The sequence below is a fragment of the Streptococcus sp. HMSC034B03 genome, from assembly GCF_001838575.1.
In the GTDB taxonomy this organism is placed as follows: Bacteria; Bacillota; Bacilli; order Lactobacillales; family Streptococcaceae; genus Streptococcus; species Streptococcus anginosus.
In genome coordinates, this window is the sequence record NZ_KV837632.1 from 230,305 (window position 1) to 246,661 (window position 16,357).

Sequence of the window (16,357 nt, forward strand, 5' to 3'; positions counted from 1 at the left end):
TCTTTTATTTCTGTTTAGGTTGTTGTTTTGTGATATTCAATCCGAAGGGAATGAGGTTTTCTTGTTTCATCCGAATTCGCTGGATATTATCTTTGTGTCGGACGATAATGATGAGCGCTAATGCGAGTACAATTACGGTAAAGAGTACATCATAACGTGGTAAAAGAAAGCCAAATAGTGGGAAAATTAAGACTCCCAGAATAGCGGAGACAGCAGCTGTCACACTTGAAAAGGAAATCATACTAGTCAGATACAAGCAGCTGAAAAAGATGACAGCTAAATAAGTGAAGAAAGTCGGTGAGAAGCCCAGAATGACACCTGCACTGGTTGCCACGGCTTTACCGCCTTTAAATTCAGCAAAAATGGGGAAGGTATGCCCAAGAACGGCTAAAAGTCCAAAAACGAGAGGAGAAATACCGTTGATATGAAGGAAAAATGGCAATAGTGTCGCAAATGTCCCTTTAAAAAAGTCAAAAATAAAGGTGATGATGCCTGCTTTTTTTCCAAGGACACGAAAGGTATTGGTCGTCCCTGTATTTCCGCTGCCGTATTCGCGGAGATTTTTCTTGTAAAATACTTGTCCAATCCAAAGCCCAGCAGGGATTGAACCAATCAAATAAGCCACTATCAATGTAAAAACTATCTTTATCATGTTTTTATTATACCATGAATTTTGATTTTGATAGTTGAACGACCAGAAATATTTTATAAAATTTGTCTAGGCTGAAAAAATAGCGGCGAGAAGCAGAAAGAATACACTATTTTCTAAAAATCTTTGCAAAATTTGCTAAAAACTTGTAAGATAGAAAGGATGAATGATTCAGGAGGTTCCTTGTGGCAAAAAAGGAAATCAATATTAACAATTACAATGATGATGCCATTCAAGTATTAGAAGGATTGGACGCGGTTCGTAAACGTCCTGGTATGTATATCGGATCAACGGATGCAACTGGGCTTCACCATTTGGTCTGGGAAATTGTTGACAATGCAGTCGATGAGGCTCTGTCTGGCTTTGGCGACAAGATTGACGTGACCATTCACAAAGACGGGAGTTTGACTGTAGCAGACCACGGTCGGGGAATGCCGGTCGGTATGCACGCTATGGGAATCCCGACAGTGGAAGTTATCTTTACGGTGCTCCACGCTGGGGGCAAGTTCGGTCAGGGCGGCTACAAGACCTCTGGGGGTCTCCACGGTGTTGGTTCTTCTGTTGTTAATGCGCTGTCTAGCTGGCTGGAAGTTGAAATCACACGTGACGGAACGGTTTATCGGCAACGATTTGAGAAGGGTGGGAAACCTGTTACCAGTCTGGAAAAGATTGGCAAAGCTCCTAAATCAAAAACAGGCACAAAAGTTACCTTTATGCCTGACGACACGATTTTTTCAACGATTGATTTTAAATATAATACAATCGCAGAGCGGCTTAATGAATCAGCCTTTTTGCTCAAAAACGTTCACCTTTCTCTGACAGATGAGCGAACGGGCGAGTCTGTTGATTTTCATTATGAAAATGGGGTGCAGGACTTTGTCAGCTATCTGAATGAAGACAAGGAAACTTTGACACCAGTTCTTTATTTTGAAGGAGAAGAGGGCGGTTTTCAAGTGGAAGTGGCCCTCCAGTACAATGACGGTTATTCAGATAATATCCTTTCTTTTGTCAATAACGTCCGCACCAAGGACGGTGGAACGCATGAGACGGGGCTTAAGTCAGCTATTACCAAGGTCATGAATGACTATGCGAGAAAGACTGGATTGCTGAAAGAAAAGGACAAAAATCTGGAAGGTTCTGACTACCGTGAGGGTTTGGCGGCTGTTCTTTCTATCTTAGTACCAGAAGAACATTTGCAATTTGAAGGACAGACCAAGGACAAGCTGGGCAGTCCGCTTGCTCGTCCTGCGGTGGATTCGATTGTGTCGGACAAGTTGACTTTCTTCCTCTTGGAAAATGGAGAATTGGCATCTAATCTCATCCGCAAGGCGATTAAGGCGAGAGATGCGCGCGAGGCAGCCCGCAAGGCGAGAGATGAAAGCCGAAGTGGCAAGAAAAACAAGAAAGACAAGGGGCTTTTATCTGGAAAGCTAACGCCAGCTCAATCCAAAAACCCAGCCAAAAACGAACTCTATCTGGTCGAAGGAGATTCAGCGGGTGGCTCTGCTAAGCAAGGACGCGACCGCAAGTTTCAGGCAATTCTGCCCCTGCGCGGTAAGGTTATCAATACCGCCAAGGCTAAAATGGCAGACATTCTCAAAAACGAAGAAATCAACACTATGATTTACACCATTGGTGCAGGTGTCGGTTCGGACTTCTCCCTCGAAGATGCCAACTACGACAAGATTATCATCATGACCGATGCAGATACGGACGGCGCCCATATCCAGACGCTCTTGCTGACTTTCTTTTACCGCTACATGCGTCCACTCGTAGAAGCAGGGCATGTCTATATCGCCCTCCCCCCGCTCTATAAAATGTCCAAAGGCAAAGGCAAGAACGAGGTTGTCGAGTACGCTTGGACGGACGGCGAACTAGAAGATTTGCGCAAGAAATTTGGCAAAGGTGCCATGCTGCAACGCTACAAAGGGCTTGGGGAAATGAACGCAGACCAGCTTTGGGAAACCACCATGAACCCTGAAAACCGCACCCTCATTCGCGTCACCATTGACGACTTGGCCCGTGCCGAGCGCCGCGTCAATGTCCTCATGGGCGACAAAGTCCCACCCCGCCGTAAATGGATTGAAGATAATGTTAAGTTTACGCTGGAAGAAACGACGGCGTTTTAAGATAGTATAGGAGATATTATGACACGACAAAATTATTTTGATATTTTGAACCAGATGGAGTTTAATCCACAGAGAGAACTGAAAAATTTAGTGGACTTACTTAAAATGGAGAATAATTTGGGCCGCGGCCATTATACAACGATAAATAGTGTCATTTCTGATAATTTCTTAGATTATCCTAATCGATCAACGTTCACCAGTTATTCACAAATGATAGAAGTTATTATTTCAAACATCTATGATACAACTGAACAACTATTTGTTTTCTCTGAGTTATTAGTCGATATATTTAATAATCTCGAGGGAAAATTTACAGAAAAAGAATGTCAGTTTATTCAAGTTATATTTGATAATATTACAAGATTCTTAGAATTATCAAATCATGAACTGATTACTTTAGAAAATGGTGACAAAATCATCGTTGAAAAGAATGTTTATGCTTCGGAAGTTTCTCAGATTTTATCTGAGACAAATATACAAGATGCAATAAAGGTTTTAGAATATAATCATTTTGCAAATAAGGGAAATATTCAGCGTAAGAAAGAAATACTTATTTCTTTAGCGAACTACCTTGAGCCATTAAGAAAAGAATTGAATAATTCTGAGGAATTAAAGGAGGTGTTCAAGGTTAATAATCAAAAGATTATTGCGTTTGAAAAGCTTTTTGAAATGTATAATAATTTTGGTTTAAGACATAACAATGCTAAACAATATCATCTTGATATGACTAATGATAAACTAGAACAATGGTACGATGATATCTACACTTCATCCTTGTTTGTTATTCTAAGTTTGGATGAAGCTAGAATTTTATCAGAATTAACGTTTTTAAGAGAAGGATAACTCAATCCCACATCTCAAATTACCTTCCCCACCCCTAAAACAAGAAATTTCACATGAAGAATTTCTTGTCTAGGAGTAAAAAACCAAATCACACATGTGTGATTTGAATTTTTAGAACAAAAGACGAACGTTTACATGTGTTCTGAGCGATTTTAAAGCAAAAAACGAAAAAAACACACGAAGAAAGAGGAGTTTATGACAAAAGAATACGGAGTCATTAGTTTAACGGTACGCAATTTGGAGAACAACGAATTTTCCCAGCTCATGACCGAGTCGAAAGAGGCGATTACTGCTTTTAACAAGGCGCACAAGGTTGAAAGTATTTATACGAGCAAGCTGGAAGAGATGAGCCAGCATTTGGCTAAGTTTCAGGAGGGGCTTCATCAGGCGAAAGCCAGTCGCTTGGTGACTAGTTTAGACCAAGCCGACCGCGAGCGAGACGATGCTTTGGGGACGCTGACTGCTTTGGTGCGGGCGTTTTCACGGGTCAAGGAGACTGCGACCAAAGAAGCCTACGACACCTTGGCGGGCCTGCTGAAAAATTACGCAGGTATTGCGACTGCCAACTATGAAAAAGAGACAGAGGGCATCAACCACCTGCTCCAAGAGTTGAAAAAATCAAGCTATCAAACGGCGCTGGCAAAACTGCACTTGGAAGCTCATGTGGAAAGTTTGATGACTGCGCAAAAGCGGTTTGAAGAAGCCTATAAGGAGCGCTTGACCGAGTTGAAAGGCAAAGTGCCTAGCCAAAGCAAGCAACTCCGCATTCAGTTACAAGAAATCTACGATTTCCTGTTGGATTTCACCGCTATCATGACCTATGCCTACCCAGAAAGAAGCCACTATGCAGATCTTCGCGACCACCTCAATACCATTCGCAGCCGTTACAAAAAACGCAAAGCGGTTAAGAGAGCGAAAGAAGTGATCTAACAAAAAGGTAGGGACTTCCATGAGAACTGAAAGTGAAATGTTGGATTTGATTTTGCAAATTGCAAAAGTCATACAAGCGGATGCAGTCGCTCTATCTGGCTCGCGGACAAATCCGAATGCTCCCAAGGATGAGTTTCAAGACTATGATGTGGTTTACATTGTGGATGATTTGGTTGCTATGGTAACCGACCTTGCTTGGTTAGAAGCGTTTGGCAAGCGCATCATCGAGCAACATAATATACTTGACCATCGCCGCCTCTATCTCATGCTCTTTGAAGATGGCAATCGGATAGATCTGACCCTTTGCCCCAAGGAGCATATCAAAGAATGGGTGGATAGCGAAGCAGATTTCACGGTGCTGGATGACCCCCAGGGACTCTTTCAGCCCTATACACCTAGTTCCAAACGTTATTGGACAAAACCAGCGAGTGCAGATGATTTTGCAAAATCGTGCAATGAATTCTGGTGGGTTTCAGCCTATGTTGTCAAGGGGATTCAGCGTCAGCAATTTGTGTATGCGGTGGATCATCTCTATGGTATCTGTCAGAAAGAATTGCTGAAGTTATTGGCTTGGCAAGTGGCAGAAGAAAAGGGAGTGATTGATGTCGGCAAAAACTACAAGTATCTGTTTCAGTATTTGCCCGCTGAGAATGAGGAAGAATTTGCCACTTTGCTTGATTTTTCTGATAAAGAAAGCCTCATCCAGTCTTTACTGTCTACGCAGCAATTTTTTCACAAAGAAGCTCAGGTTTTCTCTCTCAAGACTGGTTTTCCTTATGATAAAGAAGCTGCAGAAAAAATGATTCAGTACACTAAAGAAAAACTGAATCTAAGAAAGTGATAATCCATTTTGCTCATTCATAAGAGATGCCTCTTACATCAGGGAGCATTAAAAAAGAAAATTACAGAAAGGATAGTTTAGTTGTATAGCAACTGAACACGGGACTAAGACTTAGAAAAAAAGATAAATCGATTGGAGTTCATCGAACCCTGCATCGATTTCCTATTTTTCTACAGAAATTTTCGGCAAGCCGAAATGTCCCTTTGTATCTTATGAGTAACATTCAAAACATGTCCTTGGAGGACATCATGGGAGAGCGTTTTGGGCGCTACTCCAAATACATCATTCAAGAGCGGGCTTTGCCTGACATTCGTGACGGACTCAAGCCCGTGCAACGTCGGATTCTTTATTCGATGAATAAAGACGGCAACACCTTTGACAAGGGCTACCGCAAGTCGGCCAAGTCTGTCGGAAATATCATGGGGAATTTCCACCCGCATGGTGATAGCTCCATTTATGACGCCATGGTGCGTATGTCTCAGGACTGGAAGAACCGTGAGATTTTAGTGGAAATGCACGGAAATAACGGTTCTATGGACGGCGATCCGCCAGCCGCTATGCGATACACCGAGGCTCGTTTGTCTGAGATTGCGGGCTACTTGCTCCAAGACATCGAAAAGGACACCGTGCCTTTTGCTTGGAACTTTGATGATACGGAAAAAGAACCAACTGTATTGCCTGCTGCTTTTCCAAACCTTTTGGTGAATGGGGCAACGGGGATTTCTGCTGGGTATGCGACGGACATTCCGCCTCATAATCTGGCTGAAGTCATCGATGCGGTGGTGTATATGATTGATCACCCCAAAGCCAAGGTTGACAAACTCATGGAGTTTCTGCCGGGCCCTGACTTTCCAACGGGAGCTATTGTGCAAGGGCGAGATGAGATTAAGAAAGCCTATGAGACTGGAAAGGGGCGCGTTGTCGTGCGTTCTCGGACGGAGATTGAAAAGCTCAAAGGCTGCAAAGAGCAGATTGTTGTCACCGAGATTCCTTACGAGATTAACAAGGCTGTTCTGGTCAAGAAGATTGATGACGTTCGGGTCAATAATAAGGTAGCTGGCATTGCAGAAGTGCGAGATGAGTCTGACCGTTACGGGCTTCGTATTGCCATTGAGCTGAAAAAGGATGCCAATACCGAGCTGATTTTGAATTATCTCTTTAAATATACGGATTTGCAGGTCAATTACAATTTTAACATGGTGGCGATTGATCATTTTACACCGCGTTTGGTAGGAATTGTACCGATTCTGACTAGTTACATCGCCCACCGAAAAGAGATTATTCTGGCGCGTAGTCGTTTTGACAAAGCGAAAGCAGAGAAGCGCCTGCATATCGTGGAAGGCTTGATTCGAGTAATTTCTATCTTGGATGAAGTGATTGCGCTCATTCGTGCATCGGAAAATAAAGCTGACGCTAAGGAAAACCTCAAGGTCAGCTATGATTTCACCGAGGAGCAGGCAGAGGCTATCGTCACTCTCCAACTTTATCGTTTGACCAATACAGACGTGGCGATTCTAGAGGAAGAGCAGGCGGAATTACGCGAAAAAATTGCCATGTTTTCTGCCATTATCGGCGATGAGCGGACCATGTACAATCTCATGAAGCGTGAACTGCGTGAGGTCAAAAAGAAATTTGGCAATCCTCGTCTTAGTGAATTGCAAGATACGGCGAATGCCATTGAGATTGATACGGCTAGTCTGATTGTGGAAGAAGAAACCTTTGTCAGCGTCACTCGTGGCGGCTACCTCAAACGCACCAGTCCACGTTCTTTCAATTCATCAACGGTTGACGAGGTCGGCAAGCGCGAGGACGACCGTCTGATTTTTGTCAGCTCGGCGAAAACCACTCAGCACCTTTTGATTTTTACCAATCTTGGAAATGTCATCTATCGACCGGTACATGAACTGGCAGACATTCGCTGGAAAGAAATCGGGGAACACCTCAGCCAGACCATTACTAATTTTGAGACCAACGAAGAAGTCATCTACACTGAGTTAGTAGATAATTTTGACGAAGGCACTTATTTTGCGGTAACAAAACTAGGGCAAATCAAGCGTGTAGAGCGAAAAGAATTCAGTCCTTGGCGCACCTATAAGTCCAAGTCTGTCAAGTTTGCTAAATTAAAAAATGAAGACGACCAAATTATCACACTCTCTCCAATCAAGCTAGACGATGTTATGCTAGTGACCCAGAACGGCTATGCCTTGCGGTTCAATATTGAAGAAGTGCCAGTTGTGGGTGCTAAAGCAGCAGGTGTCAAAGCTATCAATCTCAAAAAAGATGATGTCTTAGCAGCGGCTTTTATTGCCAATACTGATTCACTTTATATCTTGACCCAGCGTGGAGCGCTCAAGCGCATGGCAGTTGCAGATATTCCCGTGACGAGTCGAGCTAATCGTGGTTTGCAAGTGTTGCGCGAGCTGAAGTCCAAGCCACATCGTATTTTCCAAGCAGGTCCTGTCTTTGGAGAGCAACCTGCAGAATTAGATCTCTTCAGTTCAGATCATCCAACAGCAGAAGAAGAGCAGATTCTCTCAATCATTTCTAACAAAGGAACGACTTACCAAGTGAATCTAGCAGACCTCAGTTTGTCTGAAAGAACCAGCAACGGTAGCTTTATCTCTGATACTATTTCTGATGAAGAAGTGTTCTCTGCGAATATTAAATAATTGAAAATCAGTCCAAGCGGCTGATTTTTTGTTCAGGTATAAACTGAAATTAAAAAATTTTCAGAATTTTGCAAAAAACTATTGAAAATATCTAAAAATAGTGTAAAATAAAAATCATAAAATTAAAAAGGAGAATGTTATGTCAGTAAATCTTGATTGGGAAAATCTTGGCTTTTCCTATATGAAATTGCCTTATCGTTATCTTGCTTATTATAAAAATGGTCAGTGGGAAAAAGGAGAATTGACCGAAGATGCTACTTTGCATATGTCCGAATCTTCTCCTTGCCTTCATTATGGGCAACAAGCCTTTGAGGGAATGAAAGCCTATCGCACGAAAGACGGCAGTGTACAACTATTTCGTCCAGATCAAAATGCAAAACGTCTGCAACGCACCTCAGACCGTCTCTTGATGCCGCAAGTTCCGACTGATATGTTTGTAGATGCTGTGAAGCAAGTGGTTCGTGCAAATGAAGAATACGTTCCGCCGTACGGAACGGGAGGAACCCTTTATATTCGTCCGCTATTGTTAGGTGTTGGTGACATCATCGGTGTTAAACCAGCAGATGAATACATTTTCACCGTATTTGCCATGCCGGTTGGAAATTACTTTAAAGGAGGCTTGACTCCGACAAACTTTATCGTTTCCGACAAGTACGACCGCGCTGCTCCTTATGGAACAGGCGCTGCTAAAGTCGGCGGTAACTACGCAGCAAGCTTACTTCCAGGGCAAATGGCTCATGAAAAGAAATTTTCTGATGTCATTTATCTAGATCCTGCCACTCATACGAAGATTGAAGAAGTGGGGTCTGCAAACTTTTTTGGAATTACCAAAGACAACGAATTTGTAACACCATATAGCCCATCTATCCTGCCTTCTATCACAAAATATTCTCTTCTATATTTAGCAGAACATCGTTTGGGCTTGAAAGCTATCGAAGGAGATGTACCAATTGATGATTTGGATCGTTTTGCTGAAGCAGGGGCTTGCGGTACAGCAGCGGTCATCTCTCCAATCGGTGGTATTCAGCATGGTGAAGATTTCCATGTCTTTTACAGTGAAACAGAAGTTGGACCTGTGACTCGAAAACTCTATAATGAATTAACCGGTATTCAATTTGGTGATGTTGAAGCACCAGAAGGCTGGATTGTCAAAGTTTAGAAATTTTTTAAAGCTATCTCACCGTTGAGGTAGCTTTAAATTTCGCATATTGCTTGCTAGTTTTTCTATTTTTTTGTAAAATAGAGACTTGAAAGAGGTATATGATGAGTAAAAAAGACAAAAAGATTGAAATCCAATTGGCAGATAGCCAAGTCAAAGTAGGAACTGACCAGTACGAAGGTTATGTTCTATCAATTGGAAAAAAAGTCATTGGTCAAATTGCTGAGTTTAACGGGCAATTTGCTATCATAAAAAATGAAAATGTTGATAGTTTTTATAAAAAACTTGAAAATGCTGTGGAAAAATTGATTGAAACCTATAATTTGAGTAAATAAATGCTTGTATTTTCTTTTCATCAATGGTATAATGAATACTGTTGATTATACAGGAGAGGTAGCGAAGAGGCTAAACGCGGCGGACTGTAAATCCGCTCCTTCGGGTTCGGGGGTTCGAATCCCTCCCTCTCCATGAGCGTACTTAATTTTTAATGGTATGACCACGTTCTTTTTTGGGGTATAGCCAAGCGGTAAGGCAAGGGACTTTGACTCCCTCATGCGTTGGTTCGAATCCAGCTACCCCAGTTCTTAGGTAATATATCAGATAAATGGTAAAATATCTTAGGGTATTTTATTTCTTTATAGGGTGGGAAACGTTAAAGATAGTTCATGTCATTGCGGTGCTTAGGAAAAATATTATAAGTATGTCAAGCAATAAATGCTTGATTGTTGGAGGATTTTTTTAGATGAATGAATTTGAAGATTTGCTAAATAGTGTTAGCCAAGTTGAGCCAGGCGATGTCGTTACTGCTGAAGTATTGACTGTTGATGCGAACCAAGCTAATGTTGCAATCGCTGGAACTGGTGTAGAAGGTGTGTTGACCCTTCGTGAATTGACAAATGATCGTGAAGCTGACATTAACGACCTTGTAAAACCAGGTGAAACACTTGAATTGCTTGTTCTTCGTCAAGTAGTTGGTAAAGATACTGATACAGTTACTTACCTTGTATCTAAAAAACGTTTAGAAGCTCGCAAGGCATGGGACAAGTTGGTTGGACGTGAAGAAGAAGTTGTTACTGTAAAAGGTACTCGTGCAGTTAAAGGCGGTCTTTCAGTAGAATTTGAAGGACTTCGTGGATTTATTCCTGCTTCAATGCTAGATACTCGTTTCGTTCGTAACACTGAACGTTTTGTTGGCCAAGAATTTGAAGCAAAAATTAAAGAAGTGGATCCAAAAGAAAATCGTTTCATTCTTTCACGCCGTGAAGTAGTAGAAGAAAAAGCTGCAGCAGCACGTGCTGAAGTATTTAGCAAATTAGCTGTTGGTGACATCGTGACTGGTAAAGTTGCACGTATCACAAGCTTTGGTGCTTTTATTGACCTTGGTGGTGTTGACGGACTTGTTCACTTAACTGAATTGTCACACGAACGCAACGTTTCACCAAAATCTGTTGTATCAGTTGGCGATGAAATTGAAGTAAAAGTTCTTGATTTGAACGAAGAAGAAGGACGCGTATCACTTTCTCTTAAAGCTACAACACCTGGACCATGGGACGGTGTTGAACAAAAATTAGCTGCTGGTGATGTGATTGAAGGTACAGTTAAACGTTTGACAGATTTCGGTGCTTTTGTTGAAGTATTGCCAGGTATTGACGGACTTGTCCATATTTCACAGATTTCACACAAGCGTGTTGAAAATCCAAAAGATGTGCTTAAAGTTGGTCAAGAAGTAACCGTAAAAGTTCTTGATGTAAATGCTGATGCAGAACGCGTATCACTTTCTATCAAAGCTCTTGAAGAACGTCCGGCTCAAGAAGACAGCCAAAAAGAAAAACGTCAATCACGTCCTCGTCGTCAAAAACGCCAAGAAAAACGTGACTTTGAACTTCCAGAAACTCAAACTGGATTCTCAATGGCTGACTTGTTTGGTGACATTGAATTATAAGCAAAATAAAGGGATTGGAATTATGTTTTCAGTCCTTTTTTACTTGTTATTTTTTCATTTTTTGTGTATACTATAATAGTTGCCACCCTTAGTGTAATGGATATCACGTAAGATTCCGGTTCTTGAGATGGGGGTTCGATTCCCTCAGGGTGGATAATTGTTATCTGCTTATAAATCTTGTTATATGCAAGATTTTTTATTTTTACAAGGGAGATTACCAATGCCTGTGAAATTGATTGCTCATACTCTAATTGAAAAAGATGGAAAATATTTGCTTATTAAACGAAGTAAAATAAAACGTGGTTCTCCAAACATGTATCCCGAATATTGGGATATTCCAGGAGGTAGCGTGGAAGAAGACGAATTGCCAAGAGAAGGAGCTGTGCGTGAAGCAATGGAAGAAGTTAACCAAAAGGTACAATTAAGTTCGATTCTTCATGAGGATAGCTGTTATGATGATACAAAGGGCGTCGTTTTTACGCGTCTAGTGTATAAGGTAAATTTGCTGGAATATAGAGAGATTAAACTTGATTTGGAAGAGCATACAGCGTTTCGCTGGATTCGGGCGCTGTCAGATATGAAGGGTGAGAAGACTGTTCCTTATTTAAAAGATATATTGAAATAAATTGATAAAGTGAGATTATATAAAATAAATGGGTACGATAAAACTGATTTGCACGGCATTATGACTTTATCGTATCCATTTTAGATATGAAAAAACTCCTTGATAAAACAAGGAGTAAGAAAGGAAATTCTTTAGTTTTTAGCTGCTGAAGCAAATTCTTCTTTGGAGAAGGCATCATTGATGATGTCTTTTAATTGTTTAGCAGAAGCTTGCATTTTTTGTTTTTCAGCGTCATTCAACGGGATATTTACTGGACGTACGATACCATGTGCGCCAACAATAGCTGGTTGTCCAATGTAGCAGTCTGTAACGCCAGGATATTGGCCTTCTTGGAATACTGAAAGTGGAAGAACTGAATTTTCGTCATCAAGGATAGCTTTTGTGATACGAGCTAAGGCAACTGCGATACCATAGAAAGTTGCACCTTTTTTATTGATGATTGAGTATGCAGCATCACGGACACCTTCAAACAGGTCAACTAATTCAGCAGCATTGAAGTTTTCTACGTCTTGAAGATAATTTTCAAGGTTGACACCTGCAACGTTGGCATGTGACCAAACAGCGAATTCTGAATCACCATGTTCTCCCATGATGTAAGCATGGACAGAGCGAGCATCTACATCTAATTTTTCAGCAAGTGCTTGACGGAAACGTGCTGAGTCAAGAGAAGTACCTGAACCAATGACACGTTCTTTAGGGAATCCAGAGAATTTCCAAGTTGAGTAAGTCAAAATGTCAACAGGGTTAGCAGCTACGAGGAAGATACCGTTGAATCCTGAAGCAACAATTTTAGTAACAACATCTTTGTTGATACGAAGGTTTTTTTCAACCAATTGAAGACGAGTTTCACCTGGTTTTTGTGGTGCACCAGCAGTCAAAACGACAAGATCTGCATCGTGTGCATCAGCATATTCTGCTGAATAAATTTTCTTAGGTGAAGTGAAAGCCAAGGCATGGCTAAGGTCTTCAGCATCCCCTTCTGTTTTTTCTTTGAAAATATCAACAATACCAAGTTCTTGGGCGATTCCTTGGTTGACAAGAGCAAATGCGTAAGAAGAACCTACAGCACCGTCACCAACAAGGATGACTTTTTTATGTTGTTTAGTAAGAGTCATTTTGCTAAACATCTCCTTTATTTTATTGGGGAACGTTTTCCCTTTACACATCTATTCTATCACTTTTGTAACATTTTGTCACGAATATAATACATATCATCTTATGTAAACGTTTTTACAATAGAAGGTGTTTACTGAAAAAAATCCCAATTTATGTTATAATGATATGGTCATATAAATTGAAGAGAGGCATTTTTTAATGCAGGATAATAATTTAGTAAATGTGAATTTAACGAGCGAAATGAAGACGAGTTTCATCGATTATGCCATGAGTGTCATTGTTGCTCGTGCTCTTCCGGATGTTCGAGACGGTTTAAAGCCTGTTCATCGTAGAATATTGTATGGGATGAATGAGCTGGGGGTTACTCCTGACAAACCACATAAGAAATCTGCTCGTATCACGGGTGATGTTATGGGTAAATATCACCCGCACGGAGATTCCTCTATCTATGAAGCTATGGTGCGGATGGCGCAATGGTGGTCTTACCGCCACATGTTAGTAGATGGTCACGGAAACTTTGGTTCTATGGACGGAGACGGTCCTGCGGCACAACGGTATACAGAAGCTCGGATGAGCAAAATATCGCTTGAAATGTTACGCGATATCAACAAAAATACAGTTGATTTTGCAGATAACTATGATAGCAGTGAGCGTGAGCCATTAGTTTTACCGTCACGTTTTCCTAATTTGCTGGTCAATGGGGCGACAGGTATTGCTGTGGGAATGGCAACAAACATTCCTCCTCACAATCTTAGTGAGACCATTGATGCTGTAAAATTAGTCATGGACAATCCAGATGTAACAACACATGACCTTATGGAAGTGTTGCCTGGTCCAGACTTCCCGACAGGCGCTTTGGTTATGGGGAAATCAGGCATTCATCGCGCTTATGAAACTGGGAAGGGTTCCATTGTTCTACGTGCTCGGACGGAAATCGAAGAAACTAAATCTGGTCGTGAACGAATTGTGGTTACTGAATTTCCGTATATGGTCAATAAAACCAAAGTTCACGAACATATTGTGCGGTTAGTCCAAGAAAAACGTATTGACGGAATTACAGCGGTTCGTGACGAATCTAACCGTGAAGGGGTTCGTTTTATCATTGAAGTGAAGCGGGATGCAAGTGCGCATGTTATCTTGAACAATTTATTCAAATTAACGCAAATGCAGACGAATTTTAGCTTCAATATGCTGGCGATTCAAAATGGAGTGCCAAAGATTCTGTCTTTACGCGAGATTTTGCTTGCTTATATTGAACACCAAAAAGAAGTGGTTACACGCCGGACAGTTTTTGATAAGGAAAAGGCGGAAGCTCGTGCACATATTTTAGCTGGTTTGCTGATTGCACTAGATCACATTGATGAAGTGATTCGCATCATCCGAAACAGCGAGACAGATGCAGAAGCGCAAGCAGAATTGATGGCACGCTATAAATTGTCCGAACGTCAAAGTCAGGCGATTCTGGATATGCGTTTGCGTCGTTTAACGGGATTGGAACGGGATAAGATTCAATCTGAATATGACGACTTGATGAAATTGATAGCTGATTTAGCAGATATTTTGGCAAAACCAGAACGAGTTGTTGCGATTATCAAGGAAGAATTAGAAGAGATTAAACGTAAGTTTTCTGATGAACGTCGTACAGAGCTAATAGTTGGTGAAGTACTGTCTCTGGAAGATGAGGATCTCATTGAGGAAGCAGATGTTTTGATTACACTTTCCAATAAAGGTTACATCAAACGGTTGAACCAAGATGAATTCACTGCGCAAAGACGTGGTGGTCGTGGTATTCAAGGAACAGGTGTAAAAGATGACGATTTTGTCCGTGAACTAGTTTCTACCAGCACACATGATCATTTGCTCTTCTTTACCAATAAAGGTCGCGTTTATCGCTTGAAAGGTTATGAAATTCCTGAATACGGTCGTACAGCGAAAGGTTTGCCGATTGTTAATTTGTTGAAATTGGACGAAGGTGAAACAATTCAAACGATTATCAACGTTCAAGCCGAGCATGACGATGATTCCTACCTTTTCTTTACAACGCGCTATGGTGTTGTGAAGCGGACAAGCGTAACAGAGTTTGCTAATATTCGTCAAAACGGTCTGAAAGCTCTGAATTTAAAAGATGAGGATGAACTCATCAATGTCTTTTTGACAAATGGTCAAGCAGATATCATTATTGGAACAAAAATGGGTTATGCTGTACGTTTTAACGAAAGCCAAGTCCGAAACATGGGACGGGCTGCGACCGGCGTGCGCGGAGTGAATTTGCGTGCGGGTGACCATGTTGTAGGAGCAAGTGTCATTTCAGATGATCAAGAGGTGTTAGTCATCACTGAAAAAGGCTATGGTAAGCGTACTTTAGCTAGTGAATACGCTACGAAAAGTCGTGGTGGAAAAGGAATGAAAACAGCTAATATTACTGAGAAAAATGGTCCATTAGCGGGGCTTATGGCTGTGAATGGTGATGAAGATTTGATGATTATCACAAATACAGGGGTTATTATTCGGACAAATGTTGCTAATATTTCTCAAACAGGACGTGCAACTTTGGGTGTTAAAGTAATGCGACTAGATAAGGGAGCGCAGATTGTTACTTTTACAAGCGTTGCAGCAGAGAATGAAAAAGAAGTGGATGAAGGATAAACTAAATAAAAGGAAATGTTATGTCATCAACAAGAACAAAACATAATAAAAGAAAAAATATTCTGATTAACATTATTGCGACATTGTTAATCATTGTTGCACTTGCACTTATTTTCAACTCTTCTATTCGGAATATGATCATGGTTTGGCATACCAATCGATATCAAGTGAGCAATGTTTCAAAAGATAAAATCACTCAAAATAAAAAAGCCAAAACTAGCTTTAATTTCGATAAAGTTAAATCGCTGTCTACCGAAGATGTGATTAACGCGCAATGGAAAGCACAGCAATTACCAGTTATTGGTGGAATTGCTATTCCTGAACTTTCGATGAATTTGCCGATTTTCAAGGGCTTAGACAATGTGGGTCTTTATTATGGCGCAGGTACGATGAAAGAAACGCAGCAAATGGGGAAAGGGAATTACGCATTGGCTAGCCACCATGTATTTGGGATTACAGGTGCAAGCAATATGCTCTTTTCTCCTTTAGATCGTGCTAAAACCGGAATGAAAATTTATCTGACAGATAAGGAAAAAATTTATACTTACTCCATTACTTCAGTTGAGAATGTAGCACCTGATAGAGTGGATGTGATTAATGACCGCGAAGGTGTCAATGAAGTGACTTTGGTGACTTGTGAAGATGCTGCAGCTACGTCACGAACGATTGTTAAAGGAACGCTAGAAGGAGAGACTTCTTATAAAGACGCACCAAAAGAAATTTTGAATGCATTTAGTAAAACGTATAATCAAATGCAGCTATAATAAAAACGAGGTGGGGACGATAATATCCCAGCCTCGTTTTTATG

General features: G+C 41.1%; 13 protein-coding genes and 3 tRNA genes. 14 read left to right on the top strand and 2 right to left on the bottom strand.

The features are described from left to right. Positions 1–4: 4 nt before the first annotated feature. Entirely contained in the window at positions 5–652 is a 648-nt protein-coding gene (gene plsY, locus HMPREF2634_RS05925; protein WP_021001713.1) for a glycerol-3-phosphate 1-O-acyltransferase PlsY, read from the bottom strand. 182 nt (positions 653–834) lie between these two features. Here plsY and parE point away from each other — a divergent pair, with 182 nt between their 5' ends. The 12 genes from parE (at position 835) to HMPREF2634_RS05985 (ending at position 11,787) form a co-directional block, all read left to right on the top strand. Next, positions 835–2,778 carry a DNA topoisomerase IV subunit B gene (gene parE / locus HMPREF2634_RS05930; RefSeq protein WP_070836393.1) on the top strand — a complete coding sequence of 648 codons (1,944 nt, stop codon included), beginning with the start codon at positions 835–837 and terminating at the stop codon, positions 2,776–2,778. Positions 2,779–2,796: 18 nt separating this feature from the next. Beyond that, positions 2,797–3,621 carry a hypothetical protein gene (locus tag HMPREF2634_RS05935; RefSeq protein WP_037596983.1) on the top strand — a complete coding sequence of 275 codons (825 nt, stop codon included), beginning with the start codon at positions 2,797–2,799 and terminating at the stop codon, positions 3,619–3,621. Positions 3,622–3,816: 195 nt separating this feature from the next. Then, entirely contained in the window at positions 3,817–4,551 is a 735-nt protein-coding gene (locus HMPREF2634_RS05940) for a DUF6261 family protein (RefSeq protein ID WP_070836395.1), read from the top strand. A gap of 19 nt (positions 4,552–4,570) precedes the next feature. Then, positions 4,571–5,392: an aminoglycoside 6-adenylyltransferase gene (locus tag HMPREF2634_RS05945; RefSeq protein WP_070836397.1), complete on the top strand. Its 822-nt coding sequence runs from the start codon at positions 4,571–4,573 to the stop codon at positions 5,390–5,392. Positions 5,393–5,604: 212 nt separating this feature from the next. Next, positions 5,605–8,061 carry a DNA topoisomerase IV subunit A gene (gene parC / locus HMPREF2634_RS05950; RefSeq protein WP_070836401.1) on the top strand — a complete coding sequence of 819 codons (2,457 nt, stop codon included), beginning with the start codon at positions 5,605–5,607 and terminating at the stop codon, positions 8,059–8,061. A 121-nt stretch (positions 8,062–8,182) separates the two neighbouring features. Next, entirely contained in the window at positions 8,183–9,220 is a 1,038-nt protein-coding gene (locus HMPREF2634_RS05955) for a branched-chain amino acid aminotransferase (protein WP_256381277.1), read from the top strand. Between the two features lie 104 nt (positions 9,221–9,324). Then, complete coding sequence (locus tag HMPREF2634_RS05960) at positions 9,325–9,555, top strand: DUF2969 domain-containing protein (protein ID WP_003024423.1); 231 nt, start codon at positions 9,325–9,327, stop codon at positions 9,553–9,555. A 52-nt stretch (positions 9,556–9,607) separates the two neighbouring features. Continuing rightward, positions 9,608–9,688, top strand: a tRNA-Tyr gene (locus HMPREF2634_RS05965). A 41-nt stretch (positions 9,689–9,729) separates the two neighbouring features. Beyond that, positions 9,730–9,801, top strand: a tRNA-Gln gene (locus tag HMPREF2634_RS05970). Between the two features lie 161 nt (positions 9,802–9,962). Then, positions 9,963–11,162: a 30S ribosomal protein S1 gene (rpsA, locus tag HMPREF2634_RS05975; protein WP_003024424.1), complete on the top strand. Its 1,200-nt coding sequence runs from the start codon at positions 9,963–9,965 to the stop codon at positions 11,160–11,162. A gap of 82 nt (positions 11,163–11,244) precedes the next feature. Continuing rightward, positions 11,245–11,316, top strand: a tRNA-Arg gene (locus HMPREF2634_RS05980). Between the two features lie 66 nt (positions 11,317–11,382). Next, complete coding sequence (locus HMPREF2634_RS05985; RefSeq protein ID WP_021001707.1) at positions 11,383–11,787, top strand: NUDIX hydrolase; 405 nt, start codon at positions 11,383–11,385, stop codon at positions 11,785–11,787. Between the two features lie 131 nt (positions 11,788–11,918). On the opposite strand, the gene HMPREF2634_RS05990 is transcribed toward HMPREF2634_RS05985, so the two are convergent. Then, positions 11,919–12,902, bottom strand: a complete 984-nt coding sequence (locus HMPREF2634_RS05990) for an L-lactate dehydrogenase (protein WP_003024429.1) — start codon at positions 12,900–12,902, stop codon at positions 11,919–11,921. A gap of 199 nt (positions 12,903–13,101) precedes the next feature. Here HMPREF2634_RS05990 and gyrA point away from each other — a divergent pair, with 199 nt between their 5' ends. Together gyrA and HMPREF2634_RS06000 are read left to right on the top strand one after the other, a co-directional pair. Further along, on the top strand, positions 13,102–15,549 hold the full coding sequence (gene gyrA, locus HMPREF2634_RS05995) for a DNA gyrase subunit A (protein WP_021001706.1): 2,448 nt from the start codon (positions 13,102–13,104) through the stop codon (positions 15,547–15,549). A gap of 20 nt (positions 15,550–15,569) precedes the next feature. Further along, on the top strand, positions 15,570–16,313 hold the full coding sequence (locus HMPREF2634_RS06000) for a class A sortase (protein WP_021001705.1): 744 nt from the start codon (positions 15,570–15,572) through the stop codon (positions 16,311–16,313). Positions 16,314–16,357: the final 44 nt, after the last annotated feature.